Origin of the sequence: Prevotella sp. P5-92 (assembly GCF_002251245.1) — a bacterium.
GTDB lineage: Bacteria > Bacteroidota > Bacteroidia > Bacteroidales > Bacteroidaceae > Prevotella.
On the sequence record NZ_NPJG01000007.1, the window covers coordinates 144,915 to 167,696 of the forward strand.

General features: G+C 48.8%; 18 protein-coding genes and 1 riboswitch. Of the genes, 11 read left to right on the plus strand and 7 right to left on the minus strand.

Annotation, left to right across the window (positions count from 1 at the left end):
- Position 1: 1 nt before the first annotated feature.
- From CIK99_RS01375 to CIK99_RS01390, 3 genes are all read right to left on the minus strand, one after another.
- Positions 2 to 1,021, minus strand: a complete 1,020-nt coding sequence (locus CIK99_RS01375) for a stealth family protein (RefSeq protein ID WP_094378997.1) — start codon at positions 1,019 to 1,021, stop codon at positions 2 to 4.
- Positions 1,022 to 1,300: 279 nt separating this feature from the next.
- Positions 1,301 to 2,443 carry a UDP-galactopyranose mutase gene (gene glf / locus CIK99_RS01385; RefSeq protein WP_094379002.1) on the minus strand — a complete coding sequence of 381 codons (1,143 nt, stop codon included), beginning with the start codon at positions 2,441 to 2,443 and terminating at the stop codon, positions 1,301 to 1,303.
- Between the two features lie 18 nt (positions 2,444 to 2,461).
- Positions 2,462 to 3,310 (minus strand): glycosyltransferase family 2 protein, encoded by an 849-nt coding sequence (locus CIK99_RS01390; protein WP_094379004.1) that lies wholly within the window; start codon positions 3,308 to 3,310, stop codon positions 2,462 to 2,464.
- Between the two features lie 138 nt (positions 3,311 to 3,448).
- Positions 3,449 to 3,548: riboswitch (TPP riboswitch) on the plus strand.
- A gap of 96 nt (positions 3,549 to 3,644) precedes the next feature.
- Here CIK99_RS01390 and CIK99_RS01395 point away from each other — a divergent pair.
- The 7 genes from CIK99_RS01395 to CIK99_RS01425 all read left to right on the plus strand — a co-directional run bounded on the left by CIK99_RS01395 (position 3,645) and on the right by CIK99_RS01425 (position 9,414).
- Entirely contained in the window at positions 3,645 to 4,421 is a 777-nt protein-coding gene (locus CIK99_RS01395; protein ID WP_094379006.1) for a thiazole synthase, read from the plus strand.
- 59 nt (positions 4,422 to 4,480) lie between these two features.
- Positions 4,481 to 4,678, plus strand: coding sequence for a sulfur carrier protein ThiS (gene thiS / locus CIK99_RS01400; RefSeq protein ID WP_094379008.1), 198 nt, complete (start codon positions 4,481 to 4,483; stop codon positions 4,676 to 4,678).
- 97 nt (positions 4,679 to 4,775) lie between these two features.
- A complete protein-coding gene (thiH, locus tag CIK99_RS01405) occupies positions 4,776 to 5,912 on the plus strand; it encodes a 2-iminoacetate synthase ThiH (protein ID WP_094379010.1) in 1,137 nt (378 codons plus the stop codon).
- Positions 5,888 to 6,712, plus strand: a complete 825-nt coding sequence (thiD, locus tag CIK99_RS01410; protein ID WP_094379012.1) for a bifunctional hydroxymethylpyrimidine kinase/phosphomethylpyrimidine kinase — start codon at positions 5,888 to 5,890, stop codon at positions 6,710 to 6,712. Before thiH ends, thiD begins: the two co-directional genes overlap by 25 nt.
- Positions 6,691 to 7,320 carry a thiamine phosphate synthase gene (locus tag CIK99_RS01415; RefSeq protein WP_094379014.1) on the plus strand — a complete coding sequence of 210 codons (630 nt, stop codon included), beginning with the start codon at positions 6,691 to 6,693 and terminating at the stop codon, positions 7,318 to 7,320. The genes thiD and CIK99_RS01415 overlap by 22 nt, the downstream gene beginning before the upstream one ends.
- Complete coding sequence (gene thiC / locus CIK99_RS01420; RefSeq protein WP_094379016.1) at positions 7,310 to 8,887, plus strand: phosphomethylpyrimidine synthase ThiC; 1,578 nt, start codon at positions 7,310 to 7,312, stop codon at positions 8,885 to 8,887. The genes CIK99_RS01415 and thiC overlap by 11 nt, the downstream gene beginning before the upstream one ends.
- On the plus strand, positions 8,884 to 9,414 hold the full coding sequence (locus CIK99_RS01425; protein ID WP_094379018.1) for a thiamine phosphate synthase: 531 nt from the start codon (positions 8,884 to 8,886) through the stop codon (positions 9,412 to 9,414). Before thiC ends, CIK99_RS01425 begins: the two co-directional genes overlap by 4 nt.
- Positions 9,415 to 9,418: 4 nt before the next feature.
- Here the strand turns inward: CIK99_RS01425 and CIK99_RS01430 are convergent, their stop codons facing one another.
- On the minus strand, positions 9,419 to 10,279 hold the full coding sequence (locus CIK99_RS01430; RefSeq protein WP_158215867.1) for a YitT family protein: 861 nt from the start codon (positions 10,277 to 10,279) through the stop codon (positions 9,419 to 9,421).
- Positions 10,280 to 10,445: 166 nt separating this feature from the next.
- A complete protein-coding gene (clpB, locus tag CIK99_RS01435; RefSeq protein ID WP_371590809.1) occupies positions 10,446 to 13,079 on the minus strand; it encodes an ATP-dependent chaperone ClpB in 2,634 nt (877 codons plus the stop codon).
- 1,117 nt (positions 13,080 to 14,196) lie between these two features.
- Here clpB and CIK99_RS01440 point away from each other — a divergent pair.
- From CIK99_RS01440 to CIK99_RS15850, 4 genes are all read left to right on the plus strand, one after another.
- Positions 14,197 to 14,790: a LemA family protein gene (locus CIK99_RS01440; protein WP_371590810.1), complete on the plus strand. Its 594-nt coding sequence runs from the start codon at positions 14,197 to 14,199 to the stop codon at positions 14,788 to 14,790.
- A gap of 101 nt (positions 14,791 to 14,891) precedes the next feature.
- Positions 14,892 to 15,770 carry a YgcG family protein gene (locus CIK99_RS01445; protein ID WP_144007857.1) on the plus strand — a complete coding sequence of 293 codons (879 nt, stop codon included), beginning with the start codon at positions 14,892 to 14,894 and terminating at the stop codon, positions 15,768 to 15,770.
- A 65-nt stretch (positions 15,771 to 15,835) separates the two neighbouring features.
- A complete protein-coding gene (locus tag CIK99_RS01450) occupies positions 15,836 to 17,482 on the plus strand; it encodes a fumarate hydratase (RefSeq protein WP_173805284.1) in 1,647 nt (548 codons plus the stop codon).
- A gap of 236 nt (positions 17,483 to 17,718) precedes the next feature.
- Complete coding sequence (locus CIK99_RS15850) at positions 17,719 to 17,847, plus strand: hypothetical protein (protein WP_256387379.1); 129 nt, start codon at positions 17,719 to 17,721, stop codon at positions 17,845 to 17,847.
- A 119-nt stretch (positions 17,848 to 17,966) separates the two neighbouring features.
- Here the strand turns inward: CIK99_RS15850 and CIK99_RS01455 are convergent, their stop codons facing one another.
- Both CIK99_RS01455 and CIK99_RS01460 read right to left on the minus strand, forming a co-directional pair.
- Positions 17,967 to 20,873 carry a pitrilysin family protein gene (locus CIK99_RS01455; RefSeq protein ID WP_094379027.1) on the minus strand — a complete coding sequence of 969 codons (2,907 nt, stop codon included), beginning with the start codon at positions 20,871 to 20,873 and terminating at the stop codon, positions 17,967 to 17,969.
- Between the two features lie 101 nt (positions 20,874 to 20,974).
- On the minus strand, positions 20,975 to 22,780 hold the full coding sequence (locus CIK99_RS01460; RefSeq protein ID WP_094379029.1) for a DUF4954 family protein: 1,806 nt from the start codon (positions 22,778 to 22,780) through the stop codon (positions 20,975 to 20,977).
- Positions 22,781 to 22,782: the final 2 nt, after the last annotated feature.

Sequence of the window (22,782 nt, forward strand, 5' to 3'; positions counted from 1 at the left end):
TTTATATTTCAAAAATTGACTTGTCTGGCAATAGCGAATCCAATGCTTCATTTATACGAGGCTTAATCTCCATGAAGTCGGTATTCGAAAGCAAAGGATTGTCGTTAATTGATATTATATCATATTTCTGTTGGATAATTGAGGTTATTATCTCATCACGGTTGCTTAATGAAGGAGAAAACAGTTTTCGTCGTTTCATCTTATTATAAGGAGCGAACTTGTTTTCTGCCAACTGCCAATAGCGTACAAGCCATTGGTTGACATCTGTGTTTTGTCGAAATTTGTTATGACAATGCTCGTTAAGATAATCGTGGTAGTGATGCCACACTTCATCGAAAGTACTTTTGAGGAAAGACTGTGCAGAGTGATACATATTGAATCCTGTAAAGAAATGCTGGTTGGCTTTCAATAAAGCTTGCATCATACCATGAATTCCTAAGTAAGGCCCATACCATCTGTACAGGTTTCCTCTTGTTACATTTCGTTTCCTAAAATGAGCATTAATAAGGCCTAACTGTGTAAATTCAATATGTTGGATTGCCGTGTCATTAGGAACATAAATGCTCAAAAGTGTTTGCTGGAGTGAAGAATCACAAGGAAGCCCATGACGGAAAAAGTCTGTAGGCTTTAATGGATGAATAGGGAAAATGTCGTCATTCAGATAAATGAAATGCTCGCTAAGTTCTTCTATTCTATGCAAATTGAGTTCTATTGTATTACTATTAAACGTAGGGAGGTATTCCTTGGGAATATAGTCGGAATGGTTGACAAGCCTTAGCTTTTCACAATTCACATTGAGCCATTGAGGCTTTTGTCCACAAGTGATGAGAAAAACACGATTCACCCAAGGCCAGAATTTCTCTATGCCACGGAAGATGTATTGCAGGTTGTCCCAATCACGATAGCGTGAATCAGATTTGTCGGCAGACTTCACTTCACTATACTGGTCTTTCAACTTCTGCCATTCAAGGTCGTTGCCGTCAACCCAAGGGATTACTACATCTATTTTATAGTTATTCATATCTTCTGTCTTATAAGTTTATTTAAGTTAATTTTCATCCACAGGACAATCTTTCAGTATTCCCAAGTCAATTTCCAAAAACCTTAATCCTACATGATATCTGTCTGCAATCTTTAGTAACCTCTTTACAGTGCTGTCTTTCAACCCGTTGTGCAATAGATACATTGTCACGTCATCGGATGTAACGTTGATTCCGACGGATGTCACGACAACACCAAACATTGGTGCCAATTTCTCGTTTGAACAGCATGCAATGTGAATCATTGTATTGTCCTCAATTTAAATATCCAATATTTTCTCAACTATCGGAGCCATATCGTAGTACTTGTATTCCGCAAGGCGGCCTCCGAAGATAACGTCTGGCTCTTGGTCTGCCAATGCCTTATAACTGGCATAGAGTTGCATATTCTTATCGTCGTTCACAGGATAGTATGGCTCCAGTCCTTCGTGCCATTCCTGCGGATATTCCTTGGTGACCACGGTCTTGGGAATGTCATAGACCTTGTCGCCAAACATCTCGAAATGCTTGTGTTCGATGGTGCGGGTGTAAGCCACTTCCTTGTCGGTATAGTTCACCACTGCATTGCCCTGAAAGTTAGGACAGTCGAGTGTCTCGTGTTCGAAGCGTAGGCTGCGGTAGTCGAGGCGGCCGTAGCGATAGTCATAGAACTGGTCAATCTTTGCAGTGAAGACGAGTTTGTCTGCTATTTCCCTCCATCGGTGTATGTTAGCTTCGGGACAGAGGTCGTTTGGCTTGAAGAAGTCGATGCCGGTAAGAATGTCGCATCCTTTTAGCAGTCCGTCGATCAGTTTGTTGTATCCGCCGATGGGAATGCCCTGATATGTGTCGTTGAAGTAGTTGTTGTCATAAACGAATCTCACGGGCAGTCGCTTGATGATGAATGCGGGCAGCTCTGTGCAAGGGCGGCCCCACTGCTTCTCGGTATATTCCTTGATGAGCACCTCGTAGATGTCCTTTCCCACGAGCATGAGAGCCTGTTCTTCAAGATTTTGTGGCTGTCGGCCGTTGAGTCTTTCTCTCATTTCCTGTTTCTGCTCCTCTATGATGCGTCGTGCCTCGTCTGGTGTGGTAATGTTCCACATCCGTGCGAAGGTGTTCATGTTGAAGGGCAGGTTATAGAGTCTGCCGTGGTATTTGGCGAGTGGTGAGTTGGTGTATCTGTTGAATGGTACGATGGAGTTGACGAAGTCCCACACCTTCTTGTTTGAGGTATGGAATATATGTGCACCATATTTATGTACGTTGATGCCCTCAATATTCTCGCAGTAGATATTTCCGCCGGTATGCTGTCGGCGGTCGATGACGAGGCATTTCTTGCCTTGGGTTGTCATGCGCCATGCCATCATTGCCCCGTAGAGTCCTGCTCCTACTATAAGGTAGTCGTATTTGTTCTCCATCATTTGTTTACAGGTTTTTGTTTATTGTTTTATGATATTCTCCTCAGCATCGTCGTAATGGTCTGTTTTGAAGAATATGCGGCTGATGCCTTTCAGTTGCACCTTTGCCCTATAGGTAAGGTTTTGTATGAGTGAGCCGTTGCCGAGAGTTCCGTAACCGGTGACAGGCCGTGCCTTCCGGTTGTGGACGAAGGCTATGCGACCGTATTTCTTGAGTGAGAGAGCGAGCGAGCCGTCCTCGCCTCGACGGATGTCAGTGCGGATTTTTTCCTTTCGCGCGAAGTCGGCGTTAAAGGCGAATACCATGCCTCGAATACACAGCTCAGGCCGTTTGAAGTGTTGTATCCAAAGGAAAGTGTCGCGCACAAACTCAAAACACGTCAACGACAATGCTGAGTGATGCTTGTCGGGATAATAGCTCCAGAAACTTCCTACGCATGAAACGCCTGGTTTTATGAGCGTTTGCATCATGGTGTCAACATAGAGTGGGGGATAGAACGTGTCGGCATCAATAAAGAAATGGTATTTCCCTTTTGAATTATCCAAGCCGCATTGCCGGGCGAACCCTGGACTCTTCTTTGTCTCGTTGAAATATCTCACACCAAGAGCCTTATACACCTCTTCGGTATTGTCGGATGAGCTGTTGTTTACTCCAAGTATCTCAATGGGATATTTTGTTTTCAGTTCGCTCAGCGACCACAGACAGGCGGCGAGTCGTTGTCCTTCGTTATAAGCAATGACCACCACCGACACAAGCGGTTGGTCTGATTGCAACAACTGTAGTCGCTCGCGTATTTCGCTGATGGTGCTCCGAGGCACATCGTCGAAGGGCTTGTTGTATATAGATAGATATTTTTTATACCATGCCATAGGTTGTATTCTGTATAACTTTCAGCTAAACTGCCACATTAATTTCTGCAAAGTTAATGCAAAATGAAGAAAAATCAAAAGAAAAGTCAGAAAAGTTTTGGTAATTAATTATTTTTTAATACCTTTGCTGCCGAAAAGAGATAAAACGAGGGGTGCTTGTGCTATTGCCAGGCTGAGATTATACCCATAGAACCTGATACGGACAATGCCGACGCAGGGAAAGTGTTATCTGTGGCATCAAGTCATCATCTTGTTTCATTCTCGTCATAGCAAAAAAAACAAGGCGACAATATATATCGTCATAGTATATATAAATTAAACAAGGTAAGCAATAATGGAAAAACTTGTAATCGCAGGCAAAGAGTTTGCCTCAAGACTATTTCTCGGCACCGGTAAGTTTGGTGACAACGAGACCATGAGTAAGGCCATAACAGCGTCAGGCACAGAGATGGTGACGATGGCCATGAAACGTATTGAATTGGGCAATGACGACGACGACATGATGAAACATATCGCCAAACCAGGCATCCAGCTTCTGCCAAACACTTCTGGCACACGCAATGCCGAAGAGGCTGTGTTTGCCGCCAAGATGGCACGCGAGGCCTTTGGCACCAACTGGTTAAAGTTAGAGATACATCCCGACCCACGCTATCTGTTGCCCGACCCGATAGAGACGCTCAAAGCGACTGAGATGCTGGTGAAGGAAGGCTTTGTGGTGCTGCCTTATTGTCAGGCAGATCCAGTGCTCTGTAAGCGACTGGCAGAAGCCGGTGCTGCCACCGTCATGCCTCTTGCCGCTCCCATCGGCACCAACAAGGGACTTCGCACCATCGACTTCCTCAATATCATCATCGAGGAGGCTACCGTTCCTGTCGTGGTGGATGCAGGCATAGGCTCTCCGAGCGATGCCGCCAAGGCTATGGAGATAGGAGCCGACGCTTGTCTGGTCAATACCGCAATATCTGTGGCTGGCGATCCCGTAGCCATGGCCATGGCGTTTAAGAAGGCAGTGGAGTGTGGACGTGAGGCTTACGAGGCAGGACTTGCCGTTCAGGCTGCATCGTTCGAGGCTGAAGCCAGCTCGCCGTTGACTGCATTTTTAAATCAATGACACATTTTTTCTGATATTCCTCAGAAACTTAAATCAATGACACAACCAAAGATACAAAGATGAAAGTAAGAATAAACAATAACGAAGTGGAGACACAGGCAACCACCGTGGCCGAACTTGCACAGGAGCAGAAACTGCCCGAGAAGGGAGTGGCTGTGGCTATAAGCAACGAGATGGTTCCTCGTACCGAGTGGGCTCAGCGTGCCTTGAAAGAGGGTGACGACATCGTTATTTTAAAGGCATTTTGCGGAGGATAATAAACAATTCTTTCGGAAATGGGAAGTAAAGAAGTTAAGGAAGCATTTCATATAATTGAATAAATTATACCTCAAAGGCTTGATAAAATAATTGACAATGTTTTACGACGAAATACAAAAATACGATTGGGACGAGACGACCCTTCAGATAATGTCAAAGACCGATGCCGACGTGCGTCGGGCCTTAGGCAAACAACGTCTCACCATCGACGACTTCATGGCACTTGTCTCGCCTGCCGCCGAGAAATATATCGAACCGATGGCACGTCTTAGCCAACGCATCACACGCGAACGCTTCGGCAAGACCATCAATATGTTTATACCTATTTATATTGCAAACTCGTGCTCCAACTCGTGTGTCTATTGCGGTTTCCACGTACAGAACCCAATGGCACGCACCATACTCACAGAAGAAGAGATCGTAAGAGAATATGAGGCGATAAAGAAGCTCGGACAGTTTGACAATCTGCTCGTCCTCACCGGCGAGAATAAAGTGCTCACAGGCGTGAAATACATAGCGAAAGCCCTCGACCTCGCAAAGCCTTATTTCAACAACCTGCAAATCGAGGTAATGCCGCTCGATACCGAGGAGTACGCCGAACTGCGTAATCATGGACTCAACGGAGTAATCTGTTTTCAAGAGACTTACAACGAGAAGCGATATAAGGTGTATCATCCACGCGGACCAAAGTCTGACTACAAGTGGCGAATAAACGGCTACGACCGTATGGGTATGGCTGGAGTTCACAAGATAGGCATGGGAGCCTTGATAGGACTAGAGGACTGGCGCACCGAGGTGGTGATGTTAGCACGCCATCTGCGCTATCTTGAGAAGACATACTGGCGTACTCAATACTCAGTCAACTTCCCTCGCATGAGAGTGGCAGAGAACGGCGGTTTCCAACCCAATGTGGAAATGTCCGACCGCGAGCTGGCGCAGGTGACCTTCGCCATGCGCATCTTCGACCACGATGTAGATATCTCCTATTCAACACGCGAGACAGCCGAAGTGAGAAATAATATGGCAACGCTTGGCGTGACCACCATGTCGGCTGAGAGCCATACTGATCCGGGAGGCTATTGCTGTCATCCCGACTCGTTGGCGCAGTTTGAAATCAGCGACCCACGCACAGCCAAGCAGGTGGATGCCGACCTCAGAGCGTTAGGCATGGAACCGGTTTGGAAAAATTGGGACAGAAGTTTTGACCGATGGGACGTTATTTCACAACACTGACCATTGCCGGAAGCGACTCGTCGGGTGGGGCAGGCATTCAGGCAGACATAAAGACTATGTCGGCCCTCGGGTGTTATGCCGCCTCGGCCATCACCGCCATCACGGTGCAGAACACTACCGGTGTCAGCGCCGTACATGCCGTGCCGCCAGAAATAGTAGCAGGGCAGATAGATGCCGTGATGGACGATATCCGCCCATTGGCTGTAAAGGTGGGCATGGTAAACGACACGACCACCATCCACGCCATTGCCGACACACTCAGGCGTCACGAGCTGAAGCATCTCGTTGTTGACCCCGTGATGGTGGCGACAAGCGGATCACGACTGATGGAAGACGACGCCGTGGCTACGTTTTGTAGTGAATTGCTGCCCTTGGCTACATTGCTCACGCCCAATATCCCCGAAGCTGAGGTGCTTTCAGGCATAAAAATCACCGACAAGACCACGATGGACGAGGCAGGACGGAAAATACTGACATTAGGTTGCCGTGCTGTGCTCATTAAGGGCGGACATTTCGACGGGACTAAGACAGACCGCCTGTATGGCGACGTAGAACGCGAATATGTGTCGGATAATGTTGCCACACGCAACACCCATGGCACAGGCTGCACGCTCTCCTCAGCCATCACCGCACTGCTTGCCTTAGGGTTGCCTGTAGAGGAGGCAATAGGCAAGGCGAAACAATGGCTCACCGAAGCTCTCCGCTATGGAGCCGACGTGGAGATAGGCAAAGGTCATGGACCGGTAAATCATTTCTATAACCCACAAAAGATGAAGATATGCGAGCAATACAATTCATAACCCACGAGACAGACACCATCAGCTACGTAGAAGGTGCTCGTCTGGCATTAGAAGGCGGATGTCGCTGGGTGCAGCTGAGGATGAAAGATGCCTCAGACGACGAGGTAAGGAAAGCCGCCGCCGAGATTCTCCCTATGTGTAAGTCGCACGATGCGGTATTCCTGCTCGACGACCGCGTATATCTTGTTAAGGAAGTGGGAGCCGACGGCGTACATCTCGGCAAGAACGACATGCCAGTGGATGAAGCCCGACGAGTGTTGGGCGAGGAATATATAATAGGTGGAACGGCAAACACTTTTGACGACATCAAGCGACTGTGGCAACAAGGAGCCGACTATATAGGCTGCGGCCCGTACCGTTACACCACCACAAAGAAAAACCTTGCTCCAGTACTCGGCATCGACGGCTATCGCTCCATAATGCAACGCATGGAAGAGGCAGGCATCAACCTCCCAGTTGTGGCCATCGGAGGCATCACGGCAGAGGATATAGACGAAATCCTCGCTACGGGCGTGAAAGGCATAGCCGTCAGCGGAACCATACTGAGGGCAGAAGATCCGAAAGAAGAAATGTGTAAACTTATAAATAACCAACAGAATGAACAATAACATAAAAATAACTTATCCCAGTTCGGAAAAGGTCTATATGAATGGAGTCATCCATCCCGAACTGAAGGTGGGCATGCGCAAGGTGACGCTTACGCCTACGGTGACAATAGAAAAGGGCGAGAAGCATTTCAGCGACAATGCCCCAGTGTATATCTACGACACCAGTGGTCCTTACAGCGACCCTGCTGTAGATATCGACCTTGAGAAAGGACTGCCGAAGCTCCGTCAGCCATGGATAGCCAAGCGACAGCCAGGAGAGACGCAAATGGCTTTGGCAAAGAAAGGCATCATCACCGAAGAGATGGAGTATGTTGCCATACGAGAGAACATGAACTGCCGCGAACTGGGCATCGAGACACATATCACACCCGAGTTTGTGCGCCAGAAGGTGGCTGAGGGACGCGCCGTCATCCCCGCAAACATCAATCACCCCGAAGCAGAGCCGATGATCATCGGTACCGACTTCCTCGTGAAGATCAATACCAACATCGGCAACTCGCATCTCAACTCCAGCATCGAGGAGGAAGTGGAGAAGGCCGTATGGAGCTGCAAGTGGGGAGGCGACACGCTGATGGATCTCTCAACGGGCAAGAACATACACGAGACACGCGAATGGATACTTCGCAACTGTCCTGTTCCCGTAGGCACAGTGCCAATGTATCAGGCTTTCGAAAAGGTGAACGGAAAGGCAGAAGACCTCACTTGGGAAATCTTCCGCGACACCTTGATAGAGCAGTGTGAGCAGGGCGTAGATTACTTCACCATCCACTGTGGCATACGACTGAAGAACGTGCCACTGTCGCAAGGCCGACTCACTGGCATGGTGAGTCGCGGCGGTTCGATCATCTCGAAGTGGTGTATGGTTCATCAGCAGGAGAGCTTCCTCTACGACCATTTCGACGATATCTGCGACATCTGCGCAAAGTATGACGTGGCTATCTCCCTCGGCGATGGTCTTCGTCCTGGCTCGACATACGACGCCAACGATGCAGCCCAGTTTGCCGAACTCGACACCATGGGCGAACTCGTCGAGCGTGCATGGGAAAAGAATGTGCAGGCGTTTATCGAAGGTCCTGGCCATGTGCCCATGCAGAAGATACGTGCCAATATGGATCGTCAGATAGAGAAGTGCCATGGCGCTCCATTCTACACGCTCGGTCCGCTCGTCACCGACATCGCCCCTGCCTACGACCACATCACCTCAGCCATCGGTGCGGCGATGATAGGATGGTATGGCACAGCCATGCTATGTTATGTCACGCCGAAGGAGCATCTCGCCTTGCCAAACAAGGACGACGTGCGTGCCGGTGTGGTGACATACAAGATTGCCGCTCATGCAGCTGACATAGCCAAGGGACATCCTGGAGCAACTGTTCGCGACAATGCCCTGTCGAAGGCTCGTTATGAGTTCAGGTGGAAAGACCAGTTCAACCTTGCCCTCGACCCCGAGAAGGCGCTCGAGTATTATAAGACATCGAACAAGACAGAAGGAGAGTTCTGTACGATGTGCGGCCCTAACTTCTGTGCCGCCCGTATCAGTCATTCACTGAAAGATTGTGACAAATGAAGACAATAGCCATCACTTTGCCCTCGTTCATTGCGGACGAGGGCAAATTGATTAACCGCCTTTTCGAGGAAGGCTATTGGCGTGTACACATACGCAAGCCGGATGCCACAGCCGACCAGCACAGGAGGCTGATAGAACAGATTGATCCCCGCTGGCATCAGTCGCTCTCGCTCCACGACCATCACGAGGTGGCGTTGGAGTACGGATGCGGCATACACCTCAATGCGCGCCATCCTGAGCCTCCTTCATGTTGCAGTGCGACGCTGTCAGCCTCTTGTCACTCGTTTGCCGAGGTCGTGAAGATGAAGCGAGTGTGCCAGTATGTGTTTCTCAGTCCCATCTTCGACAGTATCTCGAAGCAAGGCTATCGCTCCGCCTTCAGCGAGGAAGAAATAAGAGATGCCGCCAAGAGCGGTATCATCGACGAGCGAGTGATAGCCCTTGGCGGCATCTCTTTCAGTAAGTTGCAGTTAGTCAGCGACTACGGGTTTGGCGGAGCAGCCATGTTAGGTGAGGTCTGGCGTTAGGAATTTATTTTATCTTATCGAATCCCTCACCAAACACACCTTGGCAGAACGACTGCGACACCATGGCGTTGGGATCGATGCGCTTTATGGTGTTGAACACCTCCTGAGACTCATATTTCCTTGTAAGGATAATGAGCAGTTTTACGTCGCTCTTCTTAAACCATCCCATGCCCTGTATCACTGTCACACCACGGTGCATCCGCTTGTTGACGATGTCGGCTATCTCGTCATATTTCTTCGATATGATAAGGAACTGCACCGTCTGCCTTGTACCGTTTATCACATAGTCGCACACGTAGGCGGCGACGAAAGTGAAGCACAGACCATAAACCACAAGTTCAGTACTGTGGAATAGGAAATATGATGACGAAATGATACACATGTCTATCATCTGCATGGCGCGTCCGAAACTCATTCTCGTGTATTTTCCTAAAAGCGCCACGAGGATGTCGGTGCCACCCGTTGAACCATTATGGGAGAAGACGATGCCCAGTCCAGCACCGCCCATCATGCCTCCTATGAGCACATGCATAAACTTATCCTCGCCAGCCGTGATGATGGGATTGGCGATGAATAGGGGGCGGAGAGCGTCGATGAAGAACGACATGATGGTCACGCCGACGATGGTGCGTATGACAAACTGCTTCGATAGAGCCTTGTAGGCGAGAATGAGCAGAGCCACGTTCATGATCCAGAGCATGATGCCCGGTGGCAGGTTGAAGGCATAGTAGAGCAGCGAGCTCACACCTGTCATTCCTCCCATCACGACCCTTTCAGGCAGGATGAACGCATTGAATCCGATGGCATAAAGTAATATGCCCAATGAAATGAAGAAATAGTCCTTTACGGTCTGTTTCCTTTTCATTTTTTTACGCAGCGTTTTTTCTTCTTCTGTATAGATGTGTTCCATAATAGTTATTTTGGGTGCAAATGTACATAAAGTTTAAGATACTGCCAAATTTTTTTGAAATAATTTAGGTGGGCTTGTCAAAAACCCACCTAAATCTGCATTCTCTCACATTGTATAATGACTAATTACGGAACACGAGTTGCTCGCCGACGGCGTCTATTGTGATAGGCTTCTCGCGCGACACTTCCTCGGAGAGTATCTTTCGCGAGAGTTCGTTGAGCACGCAGCGCTGTATGGCTCGTTTCACGGGTCGTGCTCCAAACTCGGGATCGAAACCTTCTTGTGCAAGGATATCTACGGCTGCATCGGTGATGTTGAGTTCGAATCCCTGTGGCTCGAGCATCCTCTTCACGGCGTTCATCTGCAGGCGCACCACGTTGGCTATCTCGTCTTTTCTCAGTGGCAGGAACATGATCGTCTCGTCGATTCTGTTGAGGAATTCCGGACGTATGGTCTGCTTGAGCATGTCGAGGATCTTGTTCTTAAGCGTGATGATAAAGCCTTCGTCGAGCGTGTTGCCGAGTGTCTCGGTTTTTCTTCTTATCTCGTCGTTTATCATCTGACTGCCGAGGTTAGAGGTCATGATGATGATCGTGTTCTTGAAGTTCACCGTGCGGCCTTTGTTGTCGGTTAGACGTCCGTCGTCGAGCACCTGGAGCAGTATGTTGAACACGTCGGGATGAGCCTTCTCAATCTCGTCGAACAGCACCACGGAGTAAGGCTTGCGTCTCACTGCCTCGGTGAGCTGTCCGCCCTCGTCGTAGCCTACATATCCCGGAGGCGCTCCAATGAGTCTTGACACGCTGAATTTCTCCTGATACTCGCTCATGTCGATACGTGTCATCATCGTCTCGTCGTTGAAGAGGTATTCGGCCAATGCCTTTGCCAGTTCGGTCTTTCCCACGCCAGTGGTGCCGAGGAAGATGAACGAGGCTATGGGGCGTTTCGGGTCTTGCAGTCCAGCACGGCTGCGGCGTACGGCGTCGCTGACGGCCGAGATGGCTTCTTCCTGTCCTATCACCCGCTTGTGCAGTTCCTCTTCCAAGTGCAGCAGTTTCTCGCGTTCGCTCTGCAGCATCCTCGTCACTGGTATTCCCGTCCATCGGCTCACCACTTCCGCGATGTCGTCTTCAGTCACCTCCTCGCGCACCATAGCTTCAGCGCCCTGTGCGTTTTTCAGTTGTTGCTGAATATGTTTGATGTCGTCTTCCAGCATTTTCAGTTTGCTGTAGCGTATTTCAGCCACCCTTTCGTAGTTGCCCTCACGCTCAGCCCTTTCCGCTTCGAGCTTCAGGTTTTCCATCTGCTGTTTGTCGTCCTGAATACGGTTTACGAGAGCCTTTTCTCCTTCCCATTTGGCGCGGAAGGCTTTCTCTTTGTCTCTCAGTTCGGCTATGTCCTTGTCGAGTTGCGCGAGCTTGCCTTCAGACGACGATTCCTCGTCCTTGTTTCTCGCCTGTTCGTTTTTGATGGCTTCGCGTTCTATTTCGAGTTGCTTCAGCCGTCGTGTTATCTCGTCGAGCTCTTCAGGCACCGAGTCGCGTTCCATACGCAGTTTTGCGGCAGCCTCGTCCATGAGGTCGATGGCCTTGTCGGGCAGGAATCTGTCGGAGATGTATCGTTCAGACAGTTTCACGGCAGCTATGCAGGCGTCGTCCTGGATACGCACCTTGTGGTGGTTTTCGTATCTTTCCTTCAGACCTCTTAATATTGATATTGCGCTGAGTTCGTCAGGTTCGTCCACCATTACCGTCTGGAAGCGTCGTTCCAGTGCTTTGTCTTTCTCGAAATACTTCTGGTACTCGTTGAGAGTGGTCGCTCCGATGCTGCGCAGTTCGCCTCGCGCCAGTGCTGGTTTGAGAATGTTGGCAGCGTCCATAGCACCTTCTCCGCCACCTGCTCCCACCAGTGTGTGAATCTCGTCGATGAAGAGAATGATGCGTCCGTCGCTCTTCGTCACCTCGTTAATCACCGATTTCAGTCGTTCCTCAAACTCACCTTTATATTTCGCACCAGCCACGAGTGCACCCATGTCGAGCGAGTATAACTGCTTGTCTTTGAGGTTCTCGGGAACGTCGCCCCTGACTATTCGTTCAGCCAATCCCTCCACGATGGCAGTCTTTCCCGTGCCTGGTTCGCCTATGAGGATAGGGTTGTTTTTTGTGCGTCGGCTCAGAATCTGCAACACACGCCTAATCTCGTCGTCACGTCCTATCACCGGGTCGAGTTTTCCGTTGCGCGCTTCCTCAACAAGGTTTTTGGCGTATTTGGCAAGGCTCTGATAGTTGTCGTCGGCCGACTGCGACTCTACCTTCTGACCTTGTCGGAGTTCGTTGATGGCCTTTCTCATCTCCTTCTCCGAGCATCCTGCGTCCTTAAGGATGCGGCTTGCGGTAGAGTTCGACGCGACTATGGCGAGCAATATCGGTTCGACGCTGACAAACTGGTCGCCCATCTTCTGTGCCGTCTCCACGGCGCGTTGCAGCGTCTGGTTGGTGTCGGCCGAGAGGTAAGGCTGTCCGCCCTGCACTCGTGGCAGATGGCTTATCTCCGAGTCTATCAGCATCTCCACCTGACGGCTGTTGACTCCGAGCTTTTGGAAAATGAAGTTGCTCACATCCTTAGCCTTGGTCATTATTGCCTTGAGCAGGTGGACAGGTTCTATAGACTGTTGTCCTGAACTCTGTGCCAGGTTCACCGCCTCTTGTACGGTCTCCTGTGCTTTGATTGTAAATTTGTCTAATGTCATATTCATTACTCCTTTCTTTAAGTTCTTTTAATCGTTTCTGCTCATTTTCCCGCAACCCTTGTGCCAAGTTCCTCTTCTGTGTCAAAATGGCATCTGTATCAGTAAAAACAGCATCTGAATCGGTCAAAATGGCACTTTTATCAGTCAAAATGGCACTTTTATCAGTCAAAATGGCATATTGATATCTTTTGTCGGGTAATCGTTTCCTCCTGTCTATATATCCCCAAAATATGCTTTTGCAAGGTAGTTTAAGTTTAAGTTTAAGTTTCTTATTTGCTCAACTCCATTAAGGAAGTTAAAGAAGTTAAGGACAATAGTCTTTTCGCTTCATCTTTCTGCAAAGGTAAGCATATTATTCGAAAAACTCAACGTTTTTGTGGTTTTTTTTTCGAAATCGATGCAATTTCTTTTCATAATATGACATTCGTAGTGAAAAGTTTATTGACCCGATGGAATGAATCAACGAGTCGTATTCATGACAAGACAATATGTCACCCTCACATTACTCCGGACCCCATTGTAGATACCTGTAACCCTCATCGCAGATATTTGCATAGACCAAGTCAGGTATCTTCGTTTGAGGTCGTGGTTTTGTGAAAAGACACACTTTTTGAGTAAAAAAAACAGTTAAACAGTTAAACAGTTATTTTTTAAAGTCACCCTCGTTTCCCTATTTTAATTTTATATTATATATATATATAAATATATATATATAATATAAGTATAATTTTGAAAAAAGGGTATAGCTTAAAATAAAACTGTTTAACTGTTTAACTGTTTAAGTGTATGTGTTTCGTTTAAACAGTTAAACAGTTAAACAGTATGATTTCAGACCGTGAAATATTTCTCTAACTGGAGAGATTTTTCGGGGTAGTTATAGCGTTTATAATACACATGATAATTTAAAAATATGTTAAGAAAAATGTCTTATTTTGCGAACCACTTGTATATGTGAAAAAAATATACTATCTTTGCAGATGATAAGTGGAGAACGGAGCAACTCGTCATTCGTAAAACCTATGGGACAAAACGAGATATGTGATGATAAAAAATGTGAAATGCTTGCACGGATAAAATATATTTGCTAATTTTGCAGTCAATAATAACATAAAGAGGAAACAATATGAACATCAAGAAACATCTTACCTGGATTATTCCAGTTGCAATCGTGGTAATAATAATCATGTGGGCGGCAGGCGGCTATAACGGCATGGTGGCGCTCGATGAAGGAGTACAGAACAAGTGGGCTGACGTGGAGACTCAGTATCAGCGCAGAGCCGACCTCATACCAAACCTTGTCAGCACCGTCAAAGGATATGCCGCTCACGAGAGCGAGACACTCGAAAGCGTGGTGAAGGCACGTTCGGAGGCCACATCGGTAAAGGTGGATCCAGAGAATATCACGCCAGAGAAACTTGCCGAATACCAAAAGGCACAGTCGGGCGTATCGCAGGCTCTCGGTCGTCTGATGGTGGTAGTGGAGAAATATCCCGACCTGAAGGCAAACCAGAACTTCCTCGAACTGCAGTCGCAGCTTGAAGGCACTGAAAACCGCATAAACACAGCGCGTCGCGACTTCAACGAGGCAGCCAAGGGCTACAACACCACCATCCGCCGTTTCCCGAAGAATATACTTGCCGGTATGTTCGGATTCGAGAAAAAAGCCTATTTCGAGGCTGAACAGGGCGCGGAAAAAGCTCCGAAGGTTGAATTCTAATGTGATTCTCTTCTGCATAGTAGAGTGATTCTCTTCTGCATAGTAGAGTGATTCTCTTCTGCATAGTAGAATGATTCTATGTTGCGTAGTAGAGCAAAAAAGTGACGATATTGAAATTGGAAATAAGAAGAACTTTAGTAGCCTTTATGGCCTTGCTGCTGATGGCTGTAGCCGCCGTGGGCAAGGAATACAGGGTGGAGGATGTGCCGAATGTCCAGCTGATGGACTCGAGGCAGAGGGTGAGCGATCCGGAAGGACTGCTTACGGTTCAGGCTCGCGACACTATCAACACGATGCTTGCCCGCCTCAAACAGACTACCGGCATTGAGGTGGCAGTGGTGATGTTGCCGTCGATAGGCGAAGCCGACATAGTGGAATATGGTACCACGCTATTGCGTATGTGGGGCATAGGCAGCAAGAAGACCAATTCGGGCATGCTGATTCTCTATGTGGAAGACATCCACCGCATACGCTTCGAAAACGGCTATGGCATAGAAGGGACGATGACCGACGCCATGAGCAAGCGAATACAGATGCGCTATATGGTGCCACGCTTTAAGGAAGGCGACCGCGACGGAGGCATGGTGGCTGGAGTGAAAGCCGTGACCAAGGTGCTCGACGGAAGCATGAAGCCAGAAGAGAGCGAAGAGGAGGAGGAGTTTCCGTGGTATGCCGCCGTGATCATGGTTTCGGTGATGGTGGGCACATTCCTTTTCCTCATTTGGCTCATCGACTATGTCAGTCGCCGTTGTCCTCATTGTAAAAAGACTGCTCTGAAGAAGATGTCGTCGAACGTGATAAAGCGAGGAAACAGAACCTACCGGCGCGACACGTTTATATGTCGTAATTGCGGTAAGGTGGTGACAAAAGACCACGACATAACGCCAAATAACAACAACGACCTCACGAACGGCATGATAATCGGCTCGATGCTCGGCGGCGGCAGTTCGGGCGGCGGCGGTTCGACATCGGGCTGGTAGAGGAGAAAAGATGAAAAAGCGGAAATCATAAAAATACAAACATATTTATATATTATAAAACCAATATGGCAAACATTCCAGAATTCAAGTATGCCCCAATGTTTCAGTTGGGAGAAGACACGACAGAATACCGCCTTGTATCGAAGGAAGGCGTGTCAACAGGAGAGTTTGAAGGAAAGACAATCCTGAAGGTATCAAAGGAGGCTCTTACGCTGCTTGCACAGCAGGCATTCCACGACGTGGAGTTCATGCTGCGCCGTGAGCACAACGAGCAGGTGGCAAAGATACTGTCTGACCCCGAGGCATCGGAGAACGACAAATACGTGGCACTGCAGTTCCTTCGCAATGCCGAGACAGCATGCAAGGGCATCCTGCCTTTCTGCCAAGACACAGGTACGGCTATCATCCACGGCGAGAAAGGTCAGCGCGTATGGACCGACTTCGAGGACGAAGAAGCTCTCTCGCTCGGCGTATATAACACCTACACACAGGACAACCTGCGCTATTCGCAGAACGCTCCGCTAAATATGTACGACGAGGTTAATACACGCTGCAATCTCCCTGCACAGATAGACATCGAGGCAGTGGAAGGAGACGAGTATCGCTTCGTGATGGTGGCCAAGGGCGGCGGCTCTGCTAACAAGACCTATTTCTATCCGATGACAAAGGCCACGATACAGAATGAAGGCACACTGTTGCCGTTCCTTGTGGAGGAGATGAAGCACCTCGGCACGGCGGCTTGTCCTCCTTATCATATCGCATTCGTTATTGGCGGCACCTCGGCAGAGAAGAACCTCCTCACCGTGAAACTCGCCTCGATAAAGTACTACGACAACCTGCCAACCACTGGCGACGAGACAGGCCGCGCATTCCGCGACATCGACCTTGAAGAGAAGTTGCTGAAGGAGGCACACAAGATTGGCCTCGGCGCACAGTTTGGAGGAAAATATCTTGCACACGACATCCGTGTGATCCGTCTGCCACGCCACGGCGCCAGCTGTCCTATAGGTATGGGCGTGAGCTGCTCTGCCGACCGCAACATCAAAGCAAAGATCAACAAGGACGGAATATGGCTCGAGAAGATGGACTCAAACCCAACGGAGCTCATTCCAGAAGAACTGCGTAATCCGGGCGAGGGAACCAAGGGCATAGAGATCGACCTCGATAAGGGTATCGACGCCGTAAGGGCAGAGCTGACGAAGTATCCTGTCAGCACCCGCGTCAACCTGAAGGGAACGATCATCGTGGCTCGCGACATTGCACACGCAAAGCTCAAGGCACGTCTTGATGCAGGCGAGGAGATGCCACAGTATTTCAAGGATCATCCTATACTCTATGCCGGACCGGCAAAGACACCGGAAGGCTATCCTTGCGGTTCGATGGGTCCGACAACGGCCAACCGTATGGATCCATACGTGGATGAGTTCCAGGCCAACGGCGCTTCACTCGTGATGATAGCCAAGGGCAATCGTGGCGACTGTGTGACAGAGGCATGCAAGAAGCATGGAGGCTTCTATCTCGGCACTATTGGTGGCGTGGCTGCCGTTCTCTCGCAGAGTTCTATCAAGAGCATCGAGTGTGTAGAGTATCCTGAGTTGGGCATGGAGGCAATATGGAAGATCACAGTAGAGGACTTCCCGGCATTCATTCTCGTGGACGACAAGGGCAACGACTTCTTCAAGCAGCTCAAGCCCTGCGCTTGCTGCAAATAGAACATTTGATTAACATAAGAGAGCCAGGGCTTGTTTGCTCTGGCTTTTTTTGTTCGAAATAATAATGAAATCTTTGGCAAAAAATGGGAAATAGTTGCGATTTTGTTATTTTTTCCTTTTTTGGCTTGTTTTTTTCTCATTTTGTCTTGTCGTTTTGTTATAAAAACATTACCTTTGCATCAGAAAACAGAAAATAATAATTCACATCAATAGTAACAATTTAAAATTTTAAGATTATGAAAGAGAATGAGAAGAAAGTCCTCGACGAGGAAGTACTCGACGAAGTATCAGGTGGTGTTAACTCAAGAAGAACTCCATACAAAAATGATTGGGGAATAGGCAATTCTAATCCTGTTAGGGCTTGAGCTTAGAAGAGAAGAAAAAATAAATCCACTAAGCGGCGATAAAAAAATGCCGGTGCATGACCAACGATGGTTGCACCGGTATTTTTTTTGTATATGGAGTCAGGAAAAGTCTGTATGGTTTAATATCCGAAGATGTCCTTCGACGTGAGACGTCTTACTTCTCCAGTCTTTTCAAGCGACTTTATGTCGAGCTCATCCTCATTGCCGAGAACGATTCTCGTGCGCGGTTTGCCTACGACGTTAGCCTTTTCGTAATCAACGATATCCTTCATCGTGAGCGACGGGAGCTGTTCATACACCTTGCGTGTGAGGTTTTCCTCTACGCCCAGGCGCTGCATGTTCAAGTAGTTCTTCAGCACTCCAGCCCTTGTCACTCTCAGACTCTCGATGCTCTTCTTGAGGTTTTGCTTTGCGATGTTGAATGCGCCCTCAGCTTGAGGAATGGTGTCGATGATTTCGCGGAAGGTGTTGATGCAATCCATCATCTTGTCGTTCTGAGTGATGATGAAGGTGCGGAACGTCTCAGGGTTGCCTTTTTTCGACGGCATGTAATAGTATGCGCCTGACGAGTAGCACAGTCCGCGGGCCTCGCGCAGTTCCTGGAAGACGATAGAGTTCATGCCTCCACCGAAATACTCGTTGAAGAGTTGCATCTTTGCCGTCTCGTCGATGTTCCACTGCTTGCCAGTGTTAGAGAATTCGGCCATATAGATATTCTTCGCGTCGTAAGGAGCTATGAGGTTAGTGTTGGTGGTGATGGTCTGCAGGGTGTAAGGCTTGCCTTGTGGCACGTCGGCGAGTTTCTTCTGTGTCTTGTGTTCCTTGGCGAGAAGGGCAAGCAGCTCCTTCTGGGAATAAGGACCGAAGTAGAGTACCTGGTGCTTCATGCCGTTTAGTCCCTTGAGCATGTCGGGCAGAGCCTGTGGGTCGGCATTCTTCAGTTCGTCGATGCTCAGTGTGTTGGTCACAGGATTGTATTCGCCGTATTTAGCGTAATCCTGAAGCGCCATGAAGCAGCTCTTTTGGTCGGTCTTTGCGTCGTTGCGGGTCTTTTCGAGCAGACTTACGCAGTTGTCGTACGACTCACGGTCTGCCTTGGCGTTTTGCAGGAAGTCTTCGAGCAGTCTGAGAGCCTGAGGCATATTCTCGCTAAGTCCCGAGAGACTTATAGTCATCTGGTCGTCATTCACGTCGATGGAGTAAGAGCAAGCGAGCTTATAGAACTCTTTGTTTATCTCTGCCGACGTCTTCTTGTCAGTGCCTATATAATAAAGGTATTGTGGCACGAGATCGAGGCCGCGCACGTCTTCTGTTCCGAAATCGTAGCAGAACATGAGTTCAAACAGTCCGTCGCTGGTGTTCTGCTTGTAGATGACGGGCAGTCCCTGGCGCGTCTTGGTCACGGTGACGTCTTTCTTCAGGTCGAGGAAGACAGGCTGTATGGGTTTGGCTTCGCTTGAGGCGATGTCCTTGAGGAACTGGCTTGTCTTGTCGCGGTTGGCAGGGATGGGAGTGATCTGCGGTTTGTCTATCTTTGCCAATGTGGTGTCCACGCCCTGACGTTTATATACGCAAGCGTAGTTGTCGGTAAAGTGGCGATTGATGAAGTCAACCATCTGCTGTTTTGTGATGCCGTTGATACGGTCTATGGTGTTTACTGCCACGTCCCAGTTGCGTCCGCTGACAAACGACTCAACAAACTTGTCAGCCCTGCTTTGGTTAGAGAGCAACGACATGTAATATTCAAGTTTCATATTGTTCTTTACAGAGGGAAGTAGGTCGTCGTCAAACTCGCCGCGTTTCATTTTCTCTATCTCTTCGAGAATGAGAGCTTTGACGTCTTCGAGTTTCTGTCCAGCCACTGGCAATCCCAAGATGATATATGCAGAGTAGTCGGTCTGCGTGTAAGGGAAAGTCTGTATGGCCTGCACCTTCATGGGCTGTTCGAGGTCGAGTTCCATCACTCCAGCCTTTCCGTTGCACATCATTCGTGCCAGCACGTTGAGCGTGTCGGTGGAGAGTTCTTTCTCGCCTGCGAATCTCCAACCGAGCATGACGTTTTCAGCCTCTTGTCCTACTACGGCAGAGTCTTTATGTGCCGTCAGCGGCTTGAGTGCGGGAAACTCAGGGCGTGAAAGGTTGTTGTTAGGCTGCCAGTTGCCGAGATAGTTGTCGATGAGAGCTATGGTAGCGTCGGGGTCGAAGTCGCCCGACATGCAGATGGCGATATTGTTAGGCACATAGTATCGTTTGTAGTAGTTTTTGATATTCACTATCGACGGGTTTTTCAGGTGTTCCTGTGTGCCGAGAGTGGTCTGTGTGCCGTAAGGGTGAGTGGGGAAGAGGATTTTTGCCATTGCGTTGATACTTTTCTCCATGTCTCTCACGAGCGACATGTTATACTCCTCATACACCGTCTCGAGTTCGGTGTGGAATCCTCGTATGACGGCATTCTGGAAGCGGTCGCTTTGTATTCTTAGCCAGTTTTCCACTTCGTTTGAAGGGATGTCCTCGGTATAGCAAGTCACGTCGTTTGACGTGTAGGCGTTAGTACCTTGTGCGCCGATGCTTGCCATGAGTTTGTCGTATTCGTTAGGTATGTTGTATTGTGCGGCGAGCTGCGATACTGAGTCGATGCCGTGATACAGCTCCTTTCTCAGCGAAGGGTCAGTTACTTTTCTGTAAGCCTCGAAGCGGTCTTCTATCTCCTTGAGCAGCGGTGCTTCTTTCTCATAGTCTGAAGTGCCGAAATGCGTTGTTCCCTTAAACATGAGATGTTCGAAATAGTGTGCGAGTCCTGTTGTCTCGGCAGGATCGTTTCGGCTACCTGTGCGTACGGCGATATAAGTCTGTATGCGAGGTTTTTCTTTGTTTACGGTGAGATACACCTTCAGTCCGTTGTCGAGGGTGTAGAGCCGTGAGTTCATCAGGTCGCCCTTGACGGTCTGATACTTGTATTCCTTTGCGCCAGCGTTTAGTGCCAAGGCGATAGCGAGGAATACGGTTAGAAATACATTCTTTTTCATATAATCATTTTTTATTTGAGAATCATAGAGTGTCGATGAGTCGTAAAGTATTGCTTTGTTTGAATTATATAATTGTTTAAAAAATAAATTCTTATAGTATTTTACTTTAACGATTCCAAGAAGTCGTTGAGCTGTTGTTCAGCGACGTCGCCCATGGCAAATTCCTTCTCTGCGTCGGCGGCGATGCGTTTTATCCATGTCTCGTGTGCCACGTTGCCGTTATCCACTATCGAAGCGATGTCGTCCTCGGTGATATTGTCCATATTATAATATGTAAGGGCAAGGCTGTAGGCGTAGTTCCAGACATATTCGCTGTAGTTGTTGTGTATATGATGCAGTCGCTGATCGACAGACTTGATGTCGGTGGTTACACCCTCGAGGATGTCGTCAGTAAGCTGTTCTATTTCCGACTTTGGGGCAAGCAGTCCGCTGAGGTCGAGCCATTCGCCAGTGCCGGTTGTGGACGAAGGCAGATGGAAGCATGTTTCGTCCATTGTCTCTCCGAGAAACATCCTTATGGCCATGTCGTAGTAGCCTATGCCACGCTGGGCTGAGGAATACTTTATGGTGCATCCGTCGAGCAGTATCTCGTCGCCGTCGGTGTTGTCAATGGCGTTGGTGAGAGATTTTTTTCCCTCTACGACATGTTGAATGACGAATGGGTTGAGCCATTTTGAGTTTACCACACTGCTGCGTCCGTTTGCAGGCCGTTTGTCGCGTCGTGGCCATTTCGTGATGTCGCGGTAGGTGCCCACGGTGGCGAGGTTACATCCTGGTACGAGCCATGTCGTAGCTCCGTCGGCAATGACATACGAGAAGGGGAAGTCGGTGGAGTGGGGATGCGACTGAATCTTTCCCATACACATGGAGAAAGCTCCAATCTGAGCCGGCATGAGTATATGTGCGCCGCTGGCCGTCTTCGATCCTCGCTGCAGCGAACCGTAGTGTATTGGTCCCATCTTGTAGGCATGGTTGCTGAAGTTTGTGGCAGAGCCAGCGTTATAGAACGATGTCTCCACGCCTATCAGCAGCGACGCCTTGTGGTGGCTCACCGAGAATGGTCCGCAGAAGGCTGCACAAGCCTCTCCGTTGTCCATATACGAATTGGCGAAGAAGATGCTGCTTTCGGCAGAGAATCCACGACCTACATGACATGCCTCGCCCACGAAGCAGTTGTCAATCTTCGCTCCGTCGAGCACCGATGCTCCAGCCATGACGACACTGTTTTTGCATATCACGTCGTGTCCTATGAAGACGCTTGCCTCGGTCATTCCCTTGAGTGTGGTCTCGCTGATGCACGATGCGCCGTTTATCTCGCAGTCGTCGTCTATCCACGTGTTGTTTATCTCGCGAGTATTGGTGATTTTCGCCCTGTAGCCAATTAGTCCTTTGCTGCTTTTCCTGTTGCTGACGTAGTCGTTGACCATAGTATGCAGACGTTCCCAAAGAGGGCGGTTGTCGGCAGCCATCATCATCAGTGCCGCCATCTGCGAAGTCAGTCCGTCGTAGATGATGACGTTAGCATCGCCAGCCTCGTTGAGCACAGCCACCTTGTTGCCTTGTCCGAATGTTGTCTCGTCGTCGGCGGTGATCACTCCCACGTTAGATATCACACATTCGTCGCTTATCTCATAGTTGTTGATATAGTTGCCTACGTTTTCTATGAGGCAGTTGTCGCCCACGGTGGTGTTGCGCAGGGTGGCGTTGTAGATGCCCGCATGTCGAGAAAAGCCCTGTTCGAGCGTGACGGCTTTCTCAAACAGTCCGAGTGTCACTTCGCCGTAGAACGCCACGTTGTGTATGTATTCTGGCGAGAAATCCTCGTCAACGGTGATGTCTGCCCAGTCTTCTGCAAAGCAGCCGTTACACTTTAGGACATTAATTTCTTCAACAGTTAAACTTCTCATTG